18 protein-coding genes, 1 tRNA gene and 5 pseudogenes are annotated in these 21,361 nt (G+C 60.5%); 5 read left to right on the forward strand and 19 right to left on the reverse strand.

The genetic code is table 11. From position 1 onward, the window contains the following. Window positions 1-55 precede the first annotated feature (55 nt). On the reverse strand, window positions 56-1,711 hold the full coding sequence (gene ettA, locus AZC_RS19515) for an energy-dependent translational throttle protein EttA (RefSeq protein WP_043879620.1): 1,656 nt from the start codon (window positions 1,709-1,711) through the stop codon (window positions 56-58). 107 nt (window positions 1,712-1,818) lie between these two features. Here ettA and AZC_RS19520 point away from each other — a divergent pair, with 107 nt between their 5' ends. Continuing rightward, window positions 1,819-2,349, forward strand: coding sequence for a cupin domain-containing protein (locus tag AZC_RS19520; protein WP_081434051.1), 531 nt, complete (start codon window positions 1,819-1,821; stop codon window positions 2,347-2,349). Window positions 2,350-2,570: 221 nt separating this feature from the next. Further along, window positions 2,571-2,645 (forward strand) — tRNA-Gly (locus AZC_RS19525). A gap of 283 nt (window positions 2,646-2,928) precedes the next feature. Here the strand turns inward: AZC_RS19525 and AZC_RS26175 are convergent. Continuing rightward, window positions 2,929-3,126 carry an integrase core domain-containing protein gene (locus AZC_RS26175; protein ID WP_081434150.1) on the reverse strand — a complete coding sequence of 66 codons (198 nt, stop codon included), beginning with the start codon at window positions 3,124-3,126 and terminating at the stop codon, window positions 2,929-2,931. 29 nt (window positions 3,127-3,155) lie between these two features. Next, a pseudogene (locus AZC_RS26180) lies at window positions 3,156-3,385 on the reverse strand (helix-turn-helix domain-containing protein); the annotation flags it as partial. 541 nt (window positions 3,386-3,926) lie between these two features. Between AZC_RS26180 and AZC_RS25210 the strand changes: the two are divergent. Next, window positions 3,927-4,871 carry a LysR family transcriptional regulator gene (locus AZC_RS25210; protein ID WP_012172315.1) on the forward strand — a complete coding sequence of 315 codons (945 nt, stop codon included), beginning with the start codon at window positions 3,927-3,929 and terminating at the stop codon, window positions 4,869-4,871. 206 nt (window positions 4,872-5,077) lie between these two features. On the opposite strand, the pseudogene AZC_RS25590 reads toward AZC_RS25210, so the two are convergent. The 9 genes and pseudogenes from AZC_RS25590 to AZC_RS19565 all read right to left on the reverse strand — a co-directional run. Further along, window positions 5,078-5,176 (reverse strand): annotated as a pseudogene (locus AZC_RS25590) (IS5/IS1182 family transposase); the annotation flags it as partial. Window positions 5,177-5,181: 5 nt separating this feature from the next. Continuing rightward, window positions 5,182-5,418: pseudogene (locus AZC_RS25215) on the reverse strand (IS481 family transposase); the annotation flags it as partial. A gap of 86 nt (window positions 5,419-5,504) precedes the next feature. Continuing rightward, complete coding sequence (locus tag AZC_RS19535; protein WP_012172317.1) at window positions 5,505-6,551, reverse strand: GlxA family transcriptional regulator; 1,047 nt, start codon at window positions 6,549-6,551, stop codon at window positions 5,505-5,507. A 90-nt stretch (window positions 6,552-6,641) separates the two neighbouring features. Further along, window positions 6,642-7,331: an energy-coupling factor ABC transporter permease gene (locus AZC_RS19540; RefSeq protein ID WP_012172318.1), complete on the reverse strand. Its 690-nt coding sequence runs from the start codon at window positions 7,329-7,331 to the stop codon at window positions 6,642-6,644. A 48-nt stretch (window positions 7,332-7,379) separates the two neighbouring features. Beyond that, the gene (locus tag AZC_RS19545; RefSeq protein ID WP_012172319.1) at window positions 7,380-7,730 is read right to left on the reverse strand and encodes a nitrile hydratase accessory protein; all 351 of its coding nucleotides are present in this window, start codon (window positions 7,728-7,730) and stop codon (window positions 7,380-7,382) included. 11 nt (window positions 7,731-7,741) lie between these two features. Further along, window positions 7,742-8,359, reverse strand: a complete 618-nt coding sequence (nthA, locus tag AZC_RS19550) for a nitrile hydratase subunit alpha (RefSeq protein ID WP_043879621.1) — start codon at window positions 8,357-8,359, stop codon at window positions 7,742-7,744. A 30-nt stretch (window positions 8,360-8,389) separates the two neighbouring features. Further along, complete coding sequence (gene nthB / locus AZC_RS19555; protein ID WP_012172321.1) at window positions 8,390-9,127, reverse strand: nitrile hydratase subunit beta; 738 nt, start codon at window positions 9,125-9,127, stop codon at window positions 8,390-8,392. 27 nt (window positions 9,128-9,154) lie between these two features. Beyond that, entirely contained in the window at window positions 9,155-9,658 is a 504-nt protein-coding gene (locus AZC_RS19560; protein ID WP_012172322.1) for a DUF1097 domain-containing protein, read from the reverse strand. A gap of 72 nt (window positions 9,659-9,730) precedes the next feature. Next, the gene (locus AZC_RS19565; protein ID WP_012172323.1) at window positions 9,731-10,720 is read right to left on the reverse strand and encodes a CobW family GTP-binding protein; all 990 of its coding nucleotides are present in this window, start codon (window positions 10,718-10,720) and stop codon (window positions 9,731-9,733) included. 491 nt (window positions 10,721-11,211) lie between these two features. Between AZC_RS19565 and AZC_RS19570 the strand changes: the two genes are divergently transcribed. Continuing rightward, window positions 11,212-12,144 (forward strand): IS481 family transposase, encoded by a 933-nt coding sequence (locus tag AZC_RS19570; RefSeq protein ID WP_012172324.1) that lies wholly within the window; start codon window positions 11,212-11,214, stop codon window positions 12,142-12,144. Window positions 12,145-12,234: 90 nt separating this feature from the next. Here AZC_RS19570 and AZC_RS19575 read toward each other — a convergent pair whose 3' ends face one another. Continuing rightward, complete coding sequence (locus AZC_RS19575; protein WP_012172325.1) at window positions 12,235-12,840, reverse strand: LysE/ArgO family amino acid transporter; 606 nt, start codon at window positions 12,838-12,840, stop codon at window positions 12,235-12,237. 92 nt (window positions 12,841-12,932) lie between these two features. Here AZC_RS19575 and AZC_RS19580 point away from each other — a divergent pair, with 92 nt between their 5' ends. Then, a complete protein-coding gene (locus AZC_RS19580; RefSeq protein ID WP_012172326.1) occupies window positions 12,933-13,826 on the forward strand; it encodes a LysR family transcriptional regulator ArgP in 894 nt (297 codons plus the stop codon). Window positions 13,827-14,221: 395 nt separating this feature from the next. On the opposite strand, the gene AZC_RS25790 is transcribed toward AZC_RS19580, so the two are convergent. The 6 genes and pseudogenes from AZC_RS25790 to AZC_RS19605 all read right to left on the reverse strand — a co-directional run bounded on the left by AZC_RS25790 (window position 14,222) and on the right by AZC_RS19605 (window position 21,307). Next, on the reverse strand, window positions 14,222-14,380 hold the full coding sequence (locus tag AZC_RS25790; RefSeq protein ID WP_012172327.1) for a hypothetical protein: 159 nt from the start codon (window positions 14,378-14,380) through the stop codon (window positions 14,222-14,224). A 251-nt stretch (window positions 14,381-14,631) separates the two neighbouring features. Further along, window positions 14,632-15,970: pseudogene (locus AZC_RS19590) on the reverse strand (IS701 family transposase). 75 nt (window positions 15,971-16,045) lie between these two features. Beyond that, window positions 16,046-16,798: pseudogene (locus AZC_RS25220) on the reverse strand (IS5 family transposase). Between the two features lie 1,454 nt (window positions 16,799-18,252). Further along, window positions 18,253-18,981: an SDR family oxidoreductase gene (locus AZC_RS25225; RefSeq protein ID WP_012172331.1), complete on the reverse strand. Its 729-nt coding sequence runs from the start codon at window positions 18,979-18,981 to the stop codon at window positions 18,253-18,255. After that, window positions 18,981-20,303, reverse strand: a complete 1,323-nt coding sequence (locus tag AZC_RS25230) for an FAD-binding oxidoreductase (RefSeq protein WP_012172332.1) — start codon at window positions 20,301-20,303, stop codon at window positions 18,981-18,983. The genes AZC_RS25225 and AZC_RS25230 overlap by 1 nt, the downstream gene beginning before the upstream one ends. An 80-nt stretch (window positions 20,304-20,383) precedes the next feature. Beyond that, a complete protein-coding gene (locus AZC_RS19605) occupies window positions 20,384-21,307 on the reverse strand; it encodes a UbiA prenyltransferase family protein (RefSeq protein WP_012172333.1) in 924 nt (307 codons plus the stop codon). Window positions 21,308-21,361 lie beyond the last annotated feature (54 nt).

Consider the following 21,361-nt stretch of genomic DNA (forward strand, 5'->3'; position numbering starts at 1 on the left):
CAGCCCTGCGGCGCCTGCGAAAACGCCCGCCGGGGAGTATCCGGCGGGCGCTGCATCAACGCGAGAATTTTTTGTACTGAATCCGCTTCGGAATCGTTGAATCGATACCAAGACGGCGCTTTTTGTCTTCTTCGTAATCGGCGAAGTTGCCTTCAAACCATTCCACATGGCTGTCGCCCTCGAAGGCGAGCATGTGGGTGGCGATGCGGTCCAGGAAGAAGCGGTCATGCGAGATGATGACGGCGCAGCCGGCATAATCTTCCAGCGCCTCTTCCAGCGCACGCAGGGTGTCCACGTCGAGGTCGTTGGTGGGTTCGTCGAGCAGCAGGACGTTGCCGCCGCGCTGGAGCGTCTTGGCGAGATGCACGCGGTTGCGCTCACCGCCAGAGAGCATCCCCACCTTCTTCTGCTGGTCGCCGCCCTTGAAGTTGAAGGCCGCGCAGTAGGCGCGCGAGGGGATTTCCCGCTTGCCCACATAGATCACGTCGAGGCCACCGGAGATTTCCTCCCAGACGGTCTTCTTGTCATCGAGCGCGTCGCGGCTCTGGTCCACATAGGCCAGCTTCACGGAATCGCCGATGGTGATGGAGCCGCTGTCCGGCGTCTCCTGGCCGGTGATCATGCGGAACAGCGTGGACTTACCCGCGCCGTTCGGGCCGATCACGCCCACGATGCCGCCGGGCGGCAGCTTGAAGGAGAGATCGTCGATCAAGAGACGGTCGCCGAAGCCCTTGGTGAGATTCTCGAAGGCGATGACGTTCTGGCCGAGGCGTTCGGCCACGGGGATGACGATCTGCGTCGCGCTGGGGGCGCGCTCGGACGCCTTCTGCACCAGTTCGTCATAACGCTGGATACGGGCCTTGTTCTTGGCCTGACGCGCCTTGGGCGAGGCGGAAATCCATTCCTGCTCGCGGGCAAGGGCGCGCTGGCGGGCTTCCTCTTCGCGATTCTCCTGCTGGAGGCGCTTCTGCTTCTGGCCGAGCCAGGAGGTGTAATTGCCCTCGTAAGGAATGCCACGGCCGCGATCGAGCTCCAGGATCCAGCCCGTCACATTGTCGAGGAAGTAGCGATCGTGGGTGACGATCAGGATCGCGCCCGGATAGGTCCGCAGATGGCCTTCGAGCCAGGCGGTTGTCTCCGCGTCCAGATGGTTGGTGGGCTCGTCGAGCAGCAGCAGTTCCGGCTGCTCCAGCAGCAGGCGGCAGAGCGCCACGCGGCGCCGCTCGCCGCCCGAGAGCTTGGAGACGTCCGCATCGTCCGAGGGGCAGCGCAGGGCGTCCATGGCCTGGTCCACCTTGCTGTCGAGATCCCACAGGCCCTGCGCCTCGATCTCGTCCTGGAGGCGGGTCATTTCGTCCGCCGTCTCCTCGGAATAGTTCATGGCCAGCTCGTTGTAGCGATCGAGGATCGCCTTCTGCTTGGCCACGCCGTCCATCACGTTCTCGCGCACGGACTTGGTGGGGTCGAGCTGCGGCTCCTGCGCGAGATAGCCCACGCGCACGCCTTCCGCCGGGCGGGCCTCGCCGGTGAAGTCCTTGTCCATGCCGGCCATGATGCGCAGCAGGGTGGACTTACCGGCGCCGTTGTTGCCGAGCACGCCGATCTTGGCATCCGGGTAGAAGGAGAGGTGCACGTTCTCGAGCACCTTCTTGCCGCCGGGATAGGCCTTGGTGAGGCCGTGCATATGGTAAGCGTATTGATAGGAGGCCATGCGCCACCGGCTCCACAAATGGGGCTGTGTTGGTTTGGGGCCGTTCTAGCCGTCCGGCGCGCGGGCGGCAAGCAAGCGGCGCGTTCCGCCGCGCACCGGAGGACACCATGGGCGACGACAGCCATCATCACGACCACTCCCATGCCCATCCCCATGACCACACGCACGCGGCACCGGCCGCCGGCAGCGTGGACTGGCGGGAGCATGGGGTGAAGGTGGTTCCGGGCGACGAGCTCGATCCCAACACCGCGCAGACGCCGGGCATGAACCGCGCCACCGCCATCAATCGCGCCCGCGCCGGTGCCGAGAAGCTGTGGGCCGGCACGGTTCATATCCATCCCGACGCCAAGACGGGCGCGCACCACCATGGCGACCTCGAAAGCGTGATCTTCGTCGTGAAGGGCCGCGCCCGCATGCGCTGGGGCGACAATCTGGAATTCACCGCCGAGGCTGGACCGGGCGATTTCATCTACGTGCCGCCCTATGTGCCGCATCAGGAGATCAACGCCTCGCCGGATGAGGTGCTGGAATGCGTGCTGGTGCGCTCCGGCCAGGACCCGGTGGTGGTCAATCTCGACATTGAGCCGGTGGAAAAGCCCACAACAGTGAAGTGGATCGATCCCATCCACCGCACCTGACCTCGCCGCGGAGCGCCAGCGCAACGCCGGTGCGGTGAAAAATCCGCATCGGCGGCGCTCGGGCCGGGTGGGCAGCCATCTGTCCACAGCGAGAAGTGTTGCCCGGCAAAGGATTTGAGATTTTTCCGCAGGGCGCATGCGGAAGCGTGTTGCAATCCCCCGAGGGTTTTGGCAAAAGGTCGCCACTGGCCGCCGACGAAACGCGGCGCCGCCAGATGGATGCGGGTGTAGCTCAGGGGTAGAGCACAACCTTGCCAAGGTTGGGGTCGAGGGTTCGAATCCCTTCGCCCGCTCCATTTTTAGCGAGACAAGCCAGGCACATAGAAGAAAATTTTAATGGGTTTTTGTGCTTCCATTTTTTTGTCCGCTCATTTTGGAAGCGGAAAGGAAGCAGCGTATTGAAAGTCGGCGGCCATCCTTAGGCAAGTGGTGGCCTTGTTCTGCGCGGCGAGCGGAACCCACTCTGGACCTACACCTGATTAGCAGTTCAGATTGCGTCTGATACATTGTGGGCCGGTGGGCAGCATTTGATGCTTGCGGAGCCGACGGAACGACAACGACCTCTTCGTAGCCCGGTACTTACGTACAGAGCGCATCGGCTCCACGTCGTGGTGCTGGCGCCAGCCCGTCGGTGATTATCCACGCCTCGGCTAGGCTTAAGAAGATCTCTTCGTCGAGCGGCTCATCCCAGAGCTTGGAGTTGAAGCTCTCGCAATGGCCGCTCTTCCACGGCGAGCCGGTCTCGCTGAAGGCTATACCGAGCCCGACGGCCGCGATCCAGTCAGCGTACCGCCGTGGGTGGCGGCGTTGCGCCGTAGCTCGCGGGAGATCGTCGAGGCGGAGCGACCAATGCGGCGCCCGACCTCCTGCATGGAATGACCTTGCACACGCAGAAGCGCGATCTCCTCACACTTGAAAGCGGCGCGGCTGTGGGTCTGAACTTCACTGGCGGCATACCACCCCCCCCCCCCCGAAACCAACAGGCTCCGATAGACTGCGACACGCCAGCCTCCAGCGCAGCATTCCAGTTGGTCATCCCCTTCGCGAGGCCGGACCAGAACCGCTGCTCCGCCTAGGCGAAATAGGCCGACGCCTTGCGCAGAATCTCGTTGGCCTGGCGCAACTTGCGGCCTCCCGCTCCAGCGCCTTCATCTTCTCGGCCACGTCGCTGGCACGCCCGCTCGCCAACCCGCGTCGACATCGCCTTCTTGACCCACTCGTTGGGGGTCTAGGCCGTCCACCCGATCTTCTCGGCCATCGACACCATCGCCCCCCCCCCCCCCCAACGAGAGGGAAGATCCCTCTCGTGGCCCAGCACCATCCGCACCGCGCTCTCGCGCACCTCAGGCGAATATCTGTTCGTCGCCGCGCGCTCATAACGGCCCCCATCTCTCTGGAGTTGGAGCCTCCGGCAAACCCGCGGATGTTCTTGAGCGGAGTCGTTATCGATCTCGTGCAGAGATACCATGCGCTGTGCGCCTACAGCGAAGCAAGATGTGACGCTGGACAATCTTTCGTAGCTACGGCAAAATTCACCGTGGGACGACACTGCGGATGCTGGGTAGATGGAGAGTTAGTTGCGATTTAAGGGACTTGATCTGAATCTGCTTGTCGCACTGAATGCTCTGCTTAGCGAGCACAGCGTGACATCTGCAGCGAAGAGCATCAATCTCAGTCAGCCAGCCATGAGCGCCGCAGTCCAGAGACTGCGGATATATTTCAACGACGATCTATTCACGATTAATGGGCGGGAGCGCGTATTTACGGCTCGCGCCGAGTCCCTCGCACCCGCCGTACGAGACATCCTTTCTCGTATACAGTCCACCATTATTAAAGGGGATCTGTTCGAGGCCGACAGAAGTGAGCGGGTATTTCGGATAATTTCATCAGATTATTCGACATCCATATTCATTAGAGGGGTTATTTCCGCCGCCAGCACCTCATTACCCCTACTGAGATTTGAATTGATTTCACCCGATGACAATTGCCATGATTTACTCAACAAGTCAGAGGTGGACGCTTTGATTATGCCGGAAATATTTATGTCGTCAGCCCATCCATTTGTACCACTGTTTGAGGAGAAAATGGTTTGCGTTGGATGCGCCAGAAATCATGAAGATCGGAACATTTCTAGCATTCAGGAGTATTTGTCAATGCGCCACGTTGTTGCGAAGTTTGGTCGTGGGATGCGTCCCTCTCTTGAGGAATGGTTTATGGCGGAAAACGGAATGAGGAGGCGCATTGATATAGTAGTACAGTCGTTTTCGATGATTCCGCCTGTTATTCAGGGAACGGAGCGTATTGCGATAATGCCATATCGTCTTGTTGAACATTTTTCAAAATTTATGCCATTAAAAGTCTTTGCGCTACCATTTCCTCTTCCGAGATTCACAGAATGCCTGCAATGGCCTTCCATTGCAACCCCCGATCTGGGTAATCGCTGGTTGCGAGCATACCTAGCGGACCATGCATCCCAAATGATGATTTTGGACAGCGCAGAATATTCGGGAGCTTCCATATAGTCGTTTTCCGATATGCAGAGATCAAGAGCTCTCAATCGCGATTGTGGAGCGCGTTTGACAAATGTTGTTCATCGGAAAATTCATAGAACTGCTGCTTAACAGGCGATGAGCATGAAGATCCAGAAACTGAGGCGACCTACTCATGGTGGCTAATTACCCTTGATAGACCCTCCGTGAGTAGGCTTTTTTAGCCTTAGGACCCAGACTCATAACGAATAGCTTACGGCTGCGGCGGTGGAGACGGGAGCCAGGAAGTTGGTCGCGAGCGGGTCATATCGTGTGGCGAAGCGCCTGAAATCCTTGAGGGGTGTGTGTGGTGCCGGAAGGCGACGATGATCGCCTCTTCCTCGCCAGACAGAACCGTTGACTTCGGGGCTTTCGGGCCGGTCGGCAGGTCAGCAACTGAATTGCGCTGCTTCCACCTGGGGGCTGTTTTCTGGTTAATCCCGTCGCGCTTCGCCCGGGCCCTTAGGCTCTCTTGACTATGCTGTATCGCTCGACGGACCGCATCTGTCGTCGTGGCGCACCGATGGAGAACCTGGCCCATAGCGCATCCTTCCATTCCTGCGAAAAGACTGCACCATCAAAGTCCGGGATCAAACACCTAGGCTGCTTCCTGATGAGCTATAGCAGTCATCCTGAGGCAATGGATACATTGGCGAGCCCCCTCGCGTGAGGTGCGAGGGCAGGTCGAGCCGCGCGCCCACTCGCCGGCTGCGCATTCGTTTGGTTCACGTTATGGAAACGGCTGCGATAGGCCGCCGGGGTCACGCCGATCGTCTTGGCGAAGAGGCGGCGCATCGTGTTCATGTCCGCGAAGCCGCAACTGGCGGCGATGCGCTGCAAGGGCTGGGTGGTGTCCTCGAGCAGCCGGCGGGCGGCGTCAATCCGCGCCACAGCGACGAAATCGGCCGGCGTCATCCCCACGTCGCGGCGAAACACGCGGGCGAAGTTGCGCGCACTCATACCGACCGCGTGAGCCACGTTATCCACCGACAATGAATGCGCTATATTCGCGAGGATGTATGCCTGCGCCTTCTGGATCACAGAGGTCTCAGCCATCTGGCCGACCAGATGCGCACTGAACTGGGACTGCCCACCAGGCCGGCGCAGGAACACCACCATATAGCGTGCGGTGATCATGGCGATGTGCCGCCCGTGATCCTCCTCCACTAGTGCCAGGGCGAGGTCGATGCCCGCCGTGACACCGGCGGCGGTGATCAAAGGTCCATCGCGCAAGTAGATGGCGTCGGTATCCACCTCAATGTCAGGGAATTGCCGGCAGAACCGTTCAGCGCACTCCCAATGGGTGGTCACGCGCCTGTTCTGCAGCAGCCCTGCGGCGGCGAGCAGGAATGCGCCCGTACAGATGGATCCGTAGCGCCGCACGGTCGGCACGCGGCGGCGCAGCCAGCCAATGACGTTCGGATCGATGTCCTGAAACGAGGGATCACCAGCCACCAGCAATGTATCGATCGGTTCGTCTGGATCGAAGATCGAGCGATCGGCGAGGAAGCGCAACTGCCCGGTGCCACCGATGGACGGGGCCCCGGTGGAGATGACCTGAACGTCATAGGCGCCCGGATCGCCGATGCGGCGGGCGGCTTCCCAGAAGACCTCCGCAGGACCAACCACATCCAGCGACTGCACGCCCGGCGGGGCGAGTATTGCAATCCGCATGTCGTTCCCTCCAACCGACAGACGCGGATGCAGCTACCGCGTCGAGCGAGCCCGATACGGTAGCATGATTTGGACCTAGTCCCGCGCGGCTCAACCAGGCTGGAACAGCCGCCGTGCGACCGCCGCACGCCAGCCGAGACCTTCATGGCTGCCGCTGAGCGCCTTGGCCCCCGCCAGAACCGCCAGATCCAGCAGCGGCTCCACTGTTATCACCAAGAGGTAGGCGCCGCCAAACGACGCGATAGCTGCGACATTCGACATCGTAATCCCCTGGCCGTAGACCGCCCAGAACGCCACCCAAGCGACGATGCCGCCTTGATAGGCCGCCGAGAGGGCGAAGCCCTGCCGGTAGCTCAAGTCCACATAGGGCGTGCCCGGAGCGATGATACGGCGGGCAAGCCCTGAAAGCGCGAACAGCGGCACCAGCAGCGTCGTGACGTTCATGCCGTACTGCGGAAGATCGAAGGGGGCAAAGAAAAGGCCTTGGACCAGCAGGCCGAGGGCTAGGCCGACGGCCGCGGACGCGGCGCCGAACACGAGGAACAGGGCTGAGCCGAGGATGAGGTGCACCTCGGAGACGCCGACCGGGTAATGTGGCAGGATCTCGAAAAAGGAGAACACCAGCGCCGTCGTAGCAAGGCTGCGCACGAGCAGCGAAAGCGGTTCACGCGTGCGAGCAGCCTCAAGGCAGAGCTTGGCGGTGTAGAGGAGGGCGGCGGCGCCGGTGGCATAGCTGAGGATGATCTTGGTACCGCCCACGAGGCCAGGTTCGATATGCATGGATTGTACTCCGTCAGGTCGGAATGGTCTGGGAGGCTGCGGCCGCGGTCAGGCCGCGTGCGGTTCAGCGGCAGCCTCGGCAAAGGCAGAGGAAAGCTCCGCCGGATCGATGAGGGCGGTCTTCACCACCGCCCTTTCAAGAGCCGCGAGCCAGCGCTCGTAGTAGTTCCAGGACGATCGGTCGCCAGGGGGGTACGGCTCCCAGGCGCCGATTTCCGCGATGAGCTCGTCGCGGAAGTCGTCCCATTCGAAATAGCCGTTACGCGCGAGGGCGAGGGCGACACCGAAGGCCGTGCGCTCCCATTCGCTACTGAAGCACAGCGTGCCATTGGCGCGCGGCGGGGTATCCGTCTTCCCCATCATCTCGGTAACGGCAAACTGCTCGAAGCTAGTGAGCATCGGACCCTCGCCTATGCCGCCCGGGCGACAGCAACGCCGATCATCGCCTCTGGCGTGACGAGGACTTCCAACTCCGCCTCGCTCAAGCCCTCCGTGCCGGCAGGGCGCTCTGGCACCACGAACCAGCGGATTTGGGCGCTGGAATCCCACACCTTCACCCGCGTGCTTTCGGGCACGGCGAGGCCGAACTCTTTCAGAACCGCCCTCGGTTCGCGCGCCGCGCGGCTGCGGAAGGTGGGGTCTTTGTACCAGTAGGGCGGCAGACCCAGCACTGGCCAAGGATAGCAGGAGCAGAGGGTACAGATGATGAGGTTGTGGACGCCCGGCGCATTGGCGACCGCCCGCATATGCTCGCCCTCGGCACCCGCCATGCCCTCCGGCAGCGCCAACTCAGCAATGGCGCTGGGCGTGTCGGCCACGAGACGTTCCTTGAAGGCGGAATCGACCCACGCGCGGGCTACGATCTTGGCGCCGTTGAACGGCCCCATCTTCGTTTCGAAATAGTCGAGCACCGTGTCCACCGATCGATCGGTGATGATGCCCTTCTTGATGAGCAGAGCCTCAAGGGCGCGTACGCGGGCGGCACTGTAGGCCTCGCGATCCTCGCGATAGTTGAACTGATCGGCCATGGAAGGGGCTCCCCGTTGAGTGCACGCCACTCACGCGGCCTGCTGCGCGGCGGCAGGCGCGGCGATGTAGTGGGCGTAGAGGTCGGCATAGATGGCAAAGTTCGGCTCGGCATTACCGGGCCAGATCGTCACTGGGTCGAACCGGACGCAATAGACCGGCATGGCCGCGCCGATTCCGTCCGGCCCGGTGTTGCACAGATAGGTGTAGGTTCCTTCGTAGACAGTCTCCACCGTGCCGGTGCGGTTGCGCAGGTAACCCGGCAGTCGGGTGTGCTCGACGGTGGGCACGTCGCAGACCGCCACCGCATCGCCCACGGCAAAGGCGTGATTCACGGCCGCCCCGCGTTTCGGGCTGTCGCCCTCTACCAGATACTGCACGATGCGAGCGTCGACGACCGCGCACCCTGCCGACGGCCGAGGCTTAGAGAAGTCAGCGTAGTATTCCTTGGTCAGCGCGTCGAGTTCAGCCTCGGTGATATAGCCGTGAGAAATGAAGTAGCTGGAAATTCCGCCGATCCACTTCTCATAATAGCGGAAGCGGAAGTAATCGAGGGGATTGAGGGATTCTGCGCCCTTGCGAAGGTCCGCCCAGGTCCAAACCGTTCGGAAGGAGGAGGGCGTGGCCGGCAGCGACAGTTGGGTGGAGAGCGCCATCATCGCGGTGTGGATACCGAAGATGCGCTTTTCCCACGGCTCCACGAACACGCGCGTTTCGGTACTGACAGGCCCGAGGCCTTCAAGACCACCAAGATAATGCTGGAGTTTCATTAGAAGGCTTCCTTTGACGCAAGGTGATCAGGCACTGGCCGGCGTCTTGGTCGTCAGCATCTGGGTCCCACGCTCGGAGACCAAGCCGAAAAGGGCGCCGGCCAGCATTGCCGCCATGGCGACGAGAGTGGGGTGCGAAAAGCCCGCAGCGCCTGCAATAGTAGCGCCAGTGGCAGCGCCAGTGCCCACTAGAGAGGCAAATCCGAGCACGATCGCCGGGGGGAAATCGAGCACACGCTCGGCTGATACTAGGATCATGACGGACGTACCTAGGCCAACAAGAATAGCAGCGAAAGCCGAATTAACCGGTCCAGTCTCGATGACCAGCAGCGTCAGGGAAGCGATAAGGATGCCGACCCAATTAGAAGCAACCGACTTCACCAGCCCGTGCCGGCCGCCGCCGCAGGCGAAGAACGACGCCCAAGCGACGAACGTTACCCAGACAGGAACAGGAAAGATGGTCGCGGTGAGATAGGTATCGATGGCGCCGAGAACGCCGAGACTGACCATGGCAGCAACAAGCGGAGGCATATAATTCTCCTCTGGGAAGGTCGTTTTAATTTTGTTTGCTTTGCGTTCCGACGACGCGCGTTGCCCTGCCTGTCAGCCGGCGCGTGCGGTGCGCTCGGACGGTGCGCGCGTGTCCCGGCAGGCGTCGAGGCTCCGGCGTAACGCCGCCTCATCGAGGTTGCGGCCGATGAAGACGATCTCGCTGCAGCGCGCCTCATCCGCACGCCAGGCGCGCCCAGGGCGGCCTTCCAGCGTCATGTGCACGCCGTGGAACACATAGCGCCGCGGCTCCTCGGCGAAGGCGAGCACACCCTTGATGCGGAACAGATCCTTGCCGGCCGCCTGTACCAACCGGTTGATCCAGATGTTGAAGGCCGCCGGATCGAGCTGTGTGGCCTCGCGGAGCGCAACGTATGCAATGCTCGCGTCGTGCTCATGGGCGTGGTCCGCGAGAATTTCGGGATCGACGGCAAGCGCGTTCCGAAGGTCGAAGGCGCGAACATCGAGCACGGCGTCACGGGGGACGGCGCAGGCCTGCGTGCGGATGATGCGGGCCAGCGGGTTCAGGCGTCGCAGCATGTCCTGCGTTGCGGCAAGGCTCGCCTCGTCCACCAAGTCGATCTTGTTGAGCAAGAGCACGTCGGCGAAGCAGATTTGCTCGCGCGCCTCGTCGAGAGCGATCTGGTCGGTGATGTGGCGCGCATCCACTACGGTGACGATAGCATCGAGAGCCAGCCGCTCACGCAGCACCTCATCCAGCATGAAGGACTGGATGACCGGCGCTGGATCTGCAAGGCCCGATGTCTCGATGATAATCCGGTCGATTGGCCGGCCGGAAGCGAGCACCCCCTGCATGGCAGCGATGAGATCACCGCGCACCGTGCAGCAGACGCAGCCGTTATTCAACTCGACCACCTCGTCCTGTGTCTCGACGACTAGCTTTCCGTCAATGCCGACCTCGCCGTATTCATTAACGATAACGAGGGCCCGCTCGCCAGGAGAAGCCTCCAAAAGGATATTCAGGAGTGTGGTCTTGCCGCCCCCCAGAAAACCAGTGAGGATTGTGGCCGATATTTTGCTCATCGATTTCGCCTAGCCTCAAATATTCGTGTCACATTCGAGATAATTCAAAGTCAAGCAGAGCATCAGGGCAATACGGGAGAGGCTGCAGATTCTGCCAAAGCCGCGCCAAAAACGGACAGGGCTTTGAAGAATCTGAATATTGATGACGCATAAGGCGCAGAGATTATTATTTGACCACTGAATGCGCAATGTAAGGGCATATCCACGCTCCGGATGCCACTCGCGTCAGCTGTGAAATGATCATCTCCGCTGCCCATTGGCCATCTCGGGAAGGGGCCTAGGCGTGAGTTCTGATCAGGTTGTTCGGGCGTGAGCCTGAGCGGGTGCCCTTGGGGGGATGGAGCCTGTGATCGAGGTCAGTATGGGAAAGTCTGACAAGGGAATATCAACCTAGGTCACTAATACCTAGATGTGGCTTCCGGAGAGGTTGTTCATCGCCCGTGAGAGCCTGAAGGTGGTTGTTGCGACACGACCGACCGCAGGACACGAGGATGAACAACCCGCACCAGAATGCGCGAACGACGCCGCTTGGTCGAGCCGAGATGGTTCGGCGGATCGTCGAGGAAGGCCGGCCAGTCGCCGAAGTGGCGGCCGGCTTCGGGATCAGCGAAAGGACGGCCCGCAAGTGGCTCGCCCGCTGGCGGGCCGAGGGGACGTCGGGCCTTCAGAACCGCTCGTCCCGCCCGCACGCCGCTGACGATGAGGCTGGCCGGTTCTGGCGGGCAATGGCAGCTCGCCTGCGTCGGGAGTATCGGTTGAGCGGCGAGGAGATCGCCGTCCGGCTGGGCTTTGCCCGCTCCACGGTGGCCGGATGGCTGACGCGGATGCGGCTCGGAAGCCTTGCCGCGCTGATGCCCCAGGAGCCGGTCCGACGCTATCAGCGCGAGCGGCCGGGCGAGCTGATCCATCTCGACATCAAGAAGCTCGCCCGCTTCGCGGGTGTCGGCCACCGCATCACCGGCAACCGGCGCGGGGCGAGTGAAGGCATGGGCTACGACTTCCTGCATGTGGCCATCGATGACGCCACCCGTCTTGCCTATGTGGAAGTGCTGCCGGATGAGCGGCGGGGATCGACGACAGGCTTCCTCATTCGCGCCCTGCGCTGGTTCCGGGCGCGCGGCATCCGGGTCGAGCGGGTGATGACCGACAATGGGGCCGGCTACATCGCCAGGCTGTTCCGCAAGGTGCTGCGGATACTGGGCATCCGGCACATCCGCACCCGACCCTACACGCCGAAGACCAATGGCAAGGCCGAGCGTTTCATTCAGACCCTGCTGCGCGAATGGGCCTATGCCATCCCGTTCCCGTCTTCTGAACGCCGCGCCGCCGACCTGCCCCGATGGCTCGCCTGGTACAATCACCAAAGGCCACATGGTAGCCTCGACCGCAGAACGCCAGCTCAGGCTCTCGCCGGAACAACCTGATCAGAAGTCACACCTAGAGGATCGCCAAGGCTTTAGTAGTAAGGCTAATGGTACGGTCCGTCACAACGCTGTCGTCAGCCATTGGTGGCTTCATTGTGGGAGTAATAGTCTTGCTGCTGTAATCCACATCACGAGCCCAATCCCTCCATCGAGAACCCGCCACGTTCCCGGACGAGCAAAGAACGGACGCAGCAGGCGTGCGCCGTATCCAAGTGAAAAGAAGAAGGTGAATGATGAGAGCATGGCTCCGAGTGCGAACAGCCCCCGCCCCTCATTGAATTGGGTCGAGATGGACCCAATCAGTACCACCGTATCGAGGTAGACGTGAGGATTGAGCCAGGTGAGCGCCAAGCAGGTCAGCAAAGCGCCTTGAAGAGTGATTGTGGTCGTCCCCGTCACCTGAAGGCCGGTCTCAGCCGTGAACGCTGATCTAAAGCTGCGGGCACCGTACAGGACGAGAAAGGCCGCGCCTGCATATCGCATGACCGGCTCGGCCCAGGGCATTATGGCGCTGACCTGGGCAAATCCGAGGACACCGACCAGGATCAGCGCGGCATCGGACACAGCGCAGATTAAGACCACCGGCAGGACATGCTCGCCCCTCAGACCCAGGCGCAGCACGAAGGCGTTCTGTGCTCCAATGACGAGGATCAAGCTCAGGCCCAGCAGGAAGCCTGAAAAGAGAGGGATGGTCATGTCGAACTCCGACTAAGGATCGACATGAGGTACGCCAGGGCTCATGATTAGGGCACTTAAACCTTCTCAGCCCGCATTAGAGTTTCTAATCTATGCTCGATTACGCCCACCTCACTGCACTCGCGGCCGTGATCCGAACCGGCAGCTTTGAGCGGGCAGCACAGCAGCTCAACGTCACGCCTTCAGCAGTCTCGCAGAGGATCAAGCTGCTTGAGGAACGGCTTGGGGTGGTGCTGGTGGTCCGAGATCAGCCCTGCACAGCAACCGAGGTAGGTCAGCGCCTGTGCCAGCACGTCGAGCAGGTTGCCCTACTTGAGAGCTCCTTGAAGGGGAGCCTTCCGGGCCTTCAGGCTGAGAGCCTGCCAGTGACCCTGCGGATTGCGGTGAATGCCGACAGTCTCGCGACTTGGTTCATTCCTGCCATGGCCAAGACGGAAGGGTATCTATTCGACTTGGTGCTGGATGATCAGGACCACAGCGCAGAATGGCTGCGGCGCGGCGAGGTTGTGGCGGCAGTGACGGGGCACGACACACCGATCCAGGGATGTGACTGCCATCCTCTCGGAGCCTTGCGCTATGTTGCAACTGCAAGCCCGGAGTATTGCGGCCGATGGTTTACCGACGGCTTTAACGAACTTACGGCGGCTCGCGCCCCGTGTCTGATCTTCAACCAGAAAGATCGGCTCCAGGTCGAATGGCTGCGGCAGGTGCTCGGAGCTGATGTTCATCCCCCGCTGCACTTGCTCCCCTCCTCCCAAGCTTTTGTGGATGCAGCCCTGGCTGGGATCGGGTGGGGCATGAACCCGGAGCCACTCGTGATCGACCATCTTCGCACCGGGAGGCTCGTTGCGCTCAAGCCGGACAAGTCTTTGGACGTTCCGCTGTTCTGGCAGCAGAGCCGTATTGTGAGCCGAGTGATGGGCAATGTGACCCGCGCTGTCGTGAGCGAGGCCAGAACCATGCTGGCCTTCGCGATCGGGACATGAGAGTTCGATAGGCAGGATGCTTTGCCAACCTGAAGGGGGTGCTGGGCCAAATCCCGCCCTGACGCACCTAGGATACCATTTTGGGCTACCACTGGATACCACAGCACCACGGAGCCTTGGCAAGCGTCTTTTTTGTTAGCTTTTTTGAGATGGAAAAGCCTAGCTGGGGCGCCAAGACGCCCAGTATTCGCAGCACTTTACGGAACAGCCTGGCGATGTAGCGGCCCCATTGTCAGTCATCACCCGCCCGACCCGGATGCCGCGCGCCCGGAACCAGCGCAGGGCGCGAATGAGGAAGCCTCTCGTCGATCCCCGCCGCTCATCCGGCAGCACTTCCCCATAGGCAACACGGGTGCGTCATCGACAGCCACACGCAGGATGTCGTAGCCCATGCCTTAACTGACTCCACGCCGGCTGCCGGTGATGCGGTGGCCGACACCCGCGAAGCGGGCGATCTTCTTGATGCCGAGATGGATCAGCTCGCCCTGCCGCTCGTGCTGATAGCGGCCGACCGGCTCCTTGGGCATCAGCGCGGCAAGACTTCCGAGCCGCATCCGCGTCAGCCATCCCGCCGCCGTAGAGTGGGCAACGCCCAGCCGGACGGTGATTTGCTCGCCACTGAACCGCTACTCCCGCCGAAGGTGTGCCGTCCCATTCACGCCGGAACCGGCCAGCCTCATCGTCACCGACATGCGGGCGAGACGAGCGGTTCTGAAGGCCCTACGCCCCCCTCGGTCCGCAGTCCTGACGTTTGCGCCACCTGCCTAGCTAGCACTACTTTGGCATATTTTTAGATTCGATCGGTCTACGGCAGTGCGGACATCGTATTCTCGGTGACGGTTCGAGCCTGGCGATGATGGCCGCGCGGATCGCCGGCAGGGTGGGCTGGGGCGGCGGACCCTGGTTTCTTTTTTTCCCGCTTTGCCTGCTTGAGGCGGCGGGATTGGAGGAAGGCGTAGGCGATCATGGTCATGAGTGCATGCCGGTGAAGCCCCGTCCATGATCGTCCCTCGAAGTGATCGAGGCCGAGTTCCTCCTTCAGTTGCTGATGCGCCTGCTCGCAGATCCAGCGGGCTTTGATCGCGCCGGCCAGGCGCTTGAGCGGTGTGCCAGCCGGCAGGTTCGAGAGATAGTATTTGCGCTCCCCATTCGAGCGGCGCTCGCCGATCAGCCAGGCCTCTTCGCCCGGCAGATGCTGCTGTCCCATGGCGCCGATGCGCTGGGGTGGCCCGTCCGCCACCCTGATCCGCACGGCAGCGAAGCGGGCTCTCAGGGGCACCTTGGTGCCACGCCGCCAACTCAACGCGCGCCAGCGTGCCGTCGCCAGCGTCTTCTCCGCGGAGACCGACGTGGCATCGGGCACGGGGTTCTTGCGCGGGCGGCCACGCCCGGAGACGGGAAAGACAAGAGCCACGTCGGCCGGATAGACCTTCTGGCGCGCCCCGATGCCGACGGCCCAGGTGAGGCCGCGCGCACTCAAAGCCTGCCGGAACGACGCGGAGAGGCTATATCCAGCATCAGCCAGCACGCAGCCGAAGCGCAGGCCCGCCGTGCGTGCCCGATCAATCTCGGCGAGCGCGATCTCGGGCTTGCTCCGATAGCCTGCATGATCATCCGGCACACCCGCGCGGGCCAATCGTGCCGGATCGCTTGTCCAGCTCTCGGGCAGGAACAGGCGCAACCCCACCATGACCGGAACTTCGCCGGACGCCAGCGTCAGCGATACCAGGGTCTGGCAGTTGGCGGTCTTACCCAGGGCCGAGGCGTATTGCGGCGCGACGCCGACCGAGCGCTCTCCCTTCTTCGGCAGCGCCGTGTCATCAACGATCAGCCAGGCCTCGGCGCCGCCGATCATCCTGTCGGCCTCGGCGAGCAGGACCTTCTCCAATGGCGCGGCATCCCAAACGCCACTGGTGATGAAGTGATGGAGCTGGTCGTAGCCAACCTCGCCGTTGCGGGCCGCCATCGGCTGGATGCTCTTGCGCTCGCCCGCTCCGATCAGCCCCGCCACATAGGCCGGACACATCCGCGCCCGAACCTTGTGCCGCAGGGCACCAAGAAAGGGCGCAAGCCACTGTTCGAGGTCGGACTTCCAACTCTCATCCATGGTCGGCCCTCCAGAAAGCCGACCACCCATGAATCACGCAAACACCGCCGCGGGAATCCCAAAAACGCCTCACGCTCCCAAAAATATGCCAAAGTAGTGCTAGGCGTCGGATTCATAACGCATTGATCCAGATGCGTGTTGCGGCGAGCTTGAGGGCCGCGAGGAAATTGTCCGGGCGGCGAACGTATCGCGTGGCGAGGCCTCGCATCTGCTTGAAGCGGTTGAAGAAGCGCTCGATCTGCTTCCTCTGGCGATAGAGCCATGGGTTGAAGGGGAAGGTCCGCTTGCGGATAACACGTGGCGGCACATTGGCGAAGGCGCCGCGTTCTGCCGTCTCGGCGCGGATGGCGTCGGTGTCGTAGGCCTTGTCGGCGAGAAGGATGCTGCCGGTTGGGGCGTGAGCCAAAAGTTCGCGGCCCACAGGCGCATCGCCGGCCTGGCCGGCGGTGAGCCGGAAGTGGATCGGCCGGCCCTCAGCGTCGACCAAGGCGTGGATCTTCGTGGTCAGTCCACCCCTGGAGCGTCCCATGCAACGATCATCATCGCCCCCTTTTTGACCGCCGTGCTGGTGAACGCGAACGCAGGAGCTATCGATCATGACGATGTCCCCGTCATAGGCCGTCGAGACAGCTTCCAGCAACTTGTCCCAGACCCCCGCCGCCCGCCAGCACACGAAGCGGTTATAGAGGGTTGTGCGCGGACCATAGCGCTCTGGCACGTCCCGCCACGGCGCGCCGGTTCGAAAGCGTCAGAGGATACCGTTGATCACCCGGCGGTCGTCCACCCTCGCCACGCCCCGCACCTTGTTCGGCAGCAGCGGCGCGATGATCGCCCATTCCTCGTCCGACAGTTCGTGGCGGCGCATCTCTCTTACTCCCAGTTCGGGAGCTTGAATCACGACACGCTCACGCGCGCAAATTTATGGGGCAACTGCCTAGCCAACCGCTAAAGCGAGCTCAGGGCTGGATAAAGGCTGGGGGCAACGTCATCCAGAACGGCGGAGGATCAATACGGGGCAAGCGGACGACGGTCACACGCCGCCCTCTTTAGCTGCCTTGGCGCTCCCGCGGGGCATCCACCCTGAGCTATCCGTCAGCACACCCTCGTGCGCTGCACTGGACATATCCATGCTTGCTCGAAGTCGCGCCGCCCCCCGGCAGATACACCCCAGGACTAGCCAGACACCGATCGTCTGAAGCGCCACCGACGGACCCGCATAGTCTGGGAATTGAGAAAAGAACCCCGTAAGATACCCCCCCTCGTTACGGTAACCCGGCTGCCAATAAGACTGAAGAACCCGATTCGTGAGAACCCAACCCACGCACGCGCACAAATACTCTATTTTACCAGCATACCTCAGAGCGCGAATTATCAACGGCGCATATAGCGGACTAAAACCATAAAATATACGCGCCACATCCGAACCGCCACACACAGCCAAGACCACAGCCCACACTATCGCAAGACGAGAGAAAGCGAGGACGTGATCGCGACCGGAGCAGAGGCTCGCCGACCCGGAAATAAGCCATAGGGGGCCCGCGGTTAGCGAGACCGACGCAACAGCAGACAGGAAGTGTTCTGGATCCGACAATGCACGCAATAACCAGTATGCGCCAGTCACCAATTGCACTTCTCCGCTACAACCTAGCATGTAAGGAACGATCACCTTAATGCCCACGGCACCACATATTAAAACACAATACAGGCCAGACTTCTTCCGACTAGGCGCTTTCACCATGACATCATATAAAATCACGATCGGAATAACGTAGAAGGCAGCCTCCTTGACCGGAATCGCCACTATGCACACCAATATCGCACAGGTGAATCTAGCCATCACAACAAAATACATGGACAGCAACATAAGCAGCATAAATGGCGGATCCACATAGATGGGATAAAAACTCGAAAATCTGAGCGGCGAGAAATAGCAAAACGAAGAAAGAAACATTGTCGACGCCACGACCCTCAGATCCACCCCAAATATCTCACAGGCAAACCGACACGACAGGATCGATAATAATATCGACACAGCAATATTACAAAAATAGAACGAGCTCACATGATTGGATATAAGCGATAGGATCCATGGGATAGCCAGACGAGCGCAGTACGGGAACGCCGCAGTGGAGTGCCCAATAGCGCCTCCGCCGAAATAATTGAACAACCTTTCGTAATGAACACCGTCCCACCCCGAACCATCCGAGAATTCGATGCGCTCTTGGAACATAACGCCCCATGCGACTCTCCCTATACCAATGGCTAGGATCAAAGTCGATACGAGCGTTAGCCCCCACCTCTCGAGACCATACGTGCGCATCAAAACTTACTCCACTTAAAAATACTTTCGGGTATCAGGCGAACCATCATCATTATGATCCGCCATATCGGCCTCACGTACACAACATCTTTTTTATGGATTACTGCACGATGAATCGCGTCCGCAACTTCCATTGGTTCCGCTGTCAATAATGCCGGGAGCGATGCCCCCGCAGTCATAGGCGTCCGCACATATCCCGGGAGCACGGTTACCACCCGTACTCCGCTTCTTGCCACACTCGCTCGCAACCCCGACAAGAACGCCGTGAAGCCAGCCTTGGCGGCCCCGTATATATAGTTTGAGCTGCGCCCCCTTTCTCCAGCTACCGAACTAATACCAACAATTATCCCACCCCCGGCCCCCACGAATAACCGGGCTATATCTGACAGAACGCAGGCCGGCCCTTCGAAATTCGTGCGCACCGTCAGCGCAACTGCAGCCGCGTTACTGCCACCGAGGTCGGGCGGGTGCAGTCGCCCAACAACGCAGATGACGATCTGGGGCATCGTCGGCAGCCGCGACAAAATTCCGTCGCCATACTCCAACACATCGAATTCGACGCAATTTACCGCCACACCGTACCTATTACGCAGATACTCGGCCTCTGCGCCCAGCGAATGGGCGAATCTAGCCGCGAGTTGGATAGGGTGTCCTAGTTCCGCGAATCTTCGGGCGATCGCGATCCCTATAGCCGATCGCGCGCCAAGAATTAGAACAGGCCTTTTCATCAGATCTTTAGCCTCTCAGACAGCACTGAGTTGAACACTCGATCCCAACCACAGTTCGCACGCACTTGCTCAAAACGGGCGACCCGCGAGTCACATTGCCGAAGCACGACTGCCGACATGCGACTATCTTTGGCGAGATATATGCGCCCCCCGTGCTGGATAACGATATCATCCAGCCGCGCCAGCAAATTTAATGCTCGCCCAGAGACAGCAAAGTCGAACGCGATCGAATAACCCTCCATGGGAAACGAGAACGGCCCGGCTTCGGCACCCATCCTCTTCAATACCGCAAGAGGTACGCTTACATTGGACTTTCTTATCTCACCTAACAGTTCTCGTATCCCTTCCTCAGCGTTTTTCAGGGGGATTACGCATTGATGCTGAATAAATCCAGCGCGTCCATACAGTCTATTCCATCGCGGCAACCTGTCGAGTGGGAAGAAGAAGGCATCCCAGTCTACGACATCATCGGGCGGGAGAAGCCGCGATTTTCTGGCATATACGCCGTTCAATATTCCCATTAGAGGCGCCGAGGGCACGAGCCGCGGCGAACAGCGCGGCACAGACATGCACTTATCTAACGCTGGTGGATACCTTTCATACACGTTGTGCGATAGCTCCGCTTCTGAAAGGTGACTACCCGATATTACAATCCCTCGCCCTAATTCCTTCCCGCGAGCGAGAGCGTCAACCCAGGCGACTGTATATTGTGGATCTCGCAGCGATTCCATCACTTCCAATGTGCAACTAAGACTATTCGTTGGAGCCTTGACCCTCCGCATCCAACCCGTTTCTACTCTGCGAAGTTGGATGGTTGCACGTAGAATAACCCCCGTAAGGCCCATTCCGCCGATGGTGAAATTAAACAGCAACGCTTCGCGATGCCGGGAGCAACGTCGAACGAGGCCCTCTGCCCCCATGACCTCTATCCACTCAACACATTCGCGAAAGCTTCCGCCCGTTCGGTGGTTCTTGCCGTGAACATCGGCAGCGATCATACCGCCTAGCGTCACACCTTTTGTTCCAGGCACGACCGCCGGAAACCATCCGCGAGGAAGCACCAGGTCGATGATATCCTCCAACGTCACGCCCGCTTGGGCAGTGAGAATACCCGCCGCATCGTCGAAAAGCTCAATCCCCGCGAGACGTCTCATTTCGACAGTGGCACCAACGCTTATGGCGCAATCACCGTACGCCAATCCGGCACCTCTTCCTATCAGAGTTCGCTGACTACGAATTACTTGCTCGATTTCAGTTTCCACACGGGGAGCGAAGACCCGTGCGTCGACACGAGGATAGCGTCCCCAGCCTGACAAAATCATCCAACGCCTCCAATCCGTCGCCGAACGAGCTCCTCGAAATGCATCCCCGCGCATCTTAGCGCGCAGTCGGACACCCTCACTCAACCAATCGATTGCGACCGGCAGTACATGAGAAAGACCAATCCTAAGGCCAGTCCGAGAATGCACACTAGGCTGGAGCCATCCGTAACAGCGTAGCAGAGAGTATCGCTGCGCATATCGCCCCGATGAGCCTGCACTACAGCCCTGGAAATCCAGTACGCAACCACCACGCACATGGCGTTCGATACAAATATCGGCGCGGGACCCTGCGCTACACTGGACATCTGAACAAACAGCTCCAAGAACACCACCGCGGCATATCCCGCCGACACACATATCAACGCGACAATCGAATGATCCGACAATTCGTAACCTCGACCGTATAGGTCCGGCGCACCGTCACGCCGCAGTTGCGTCAATTCGTTCAGCCTCTTTATCGACGCCAAAGATACAAATGCCATGGCTGAAAATGCAAGAAAGGATGCCGGGACAGGTATGTTTGCCGCGGTCGCGCCCGCCAATATCCGCGTGGTATAAAGCGCTGATAGGACAAAAAGGTCGAGAACATACTCGCCTCTCACCTTTCCTACGTAGATCACCGAGAGTGCGACATACGATGCTGTGATCGCAAAAAGGCGCTCACCGCAGTTGATCGCACAAACGCCGCCGAGGGCAATTAACACCAGGCACATCCACACCCCGGTGAGGCCGGATAACTTACGGGAGGCAAATGGTCGGTGACGCTTTGACGGATGACGTCTGTCATGCGCTCGATCCATGAGGTCGTTTAGAACGTAAATGCCGGACGCTACAGAGCAAAAAGTCATGAACGCGAGCCAAAGAGGAGCCTGCAGCAGGTCTTCTGCCCGCCCGCATATAAGGACGGGGACGAACAACAGACCATTCTTCAACCAGTGATGCGGTCGGCACGCCTCGCAGTACGTCATAAACGGTATTTTGGCGGCCCATTCCTTATTCCACATTCATCCACCTAGCGTGTATCCATGGCGGCCAAGATCGCGCGGGCGCTATCCGGG

The organism is Azorhizobium caulinodans ORS 571, assembly GCF_000010525.1.
Lineage (GTDB): Bacteria > Pseudomonadota > Alphaproteobacteria > Rhizobiales > Xanthobacteraceae > Azorhizobium > Azorhizobium caulinodans.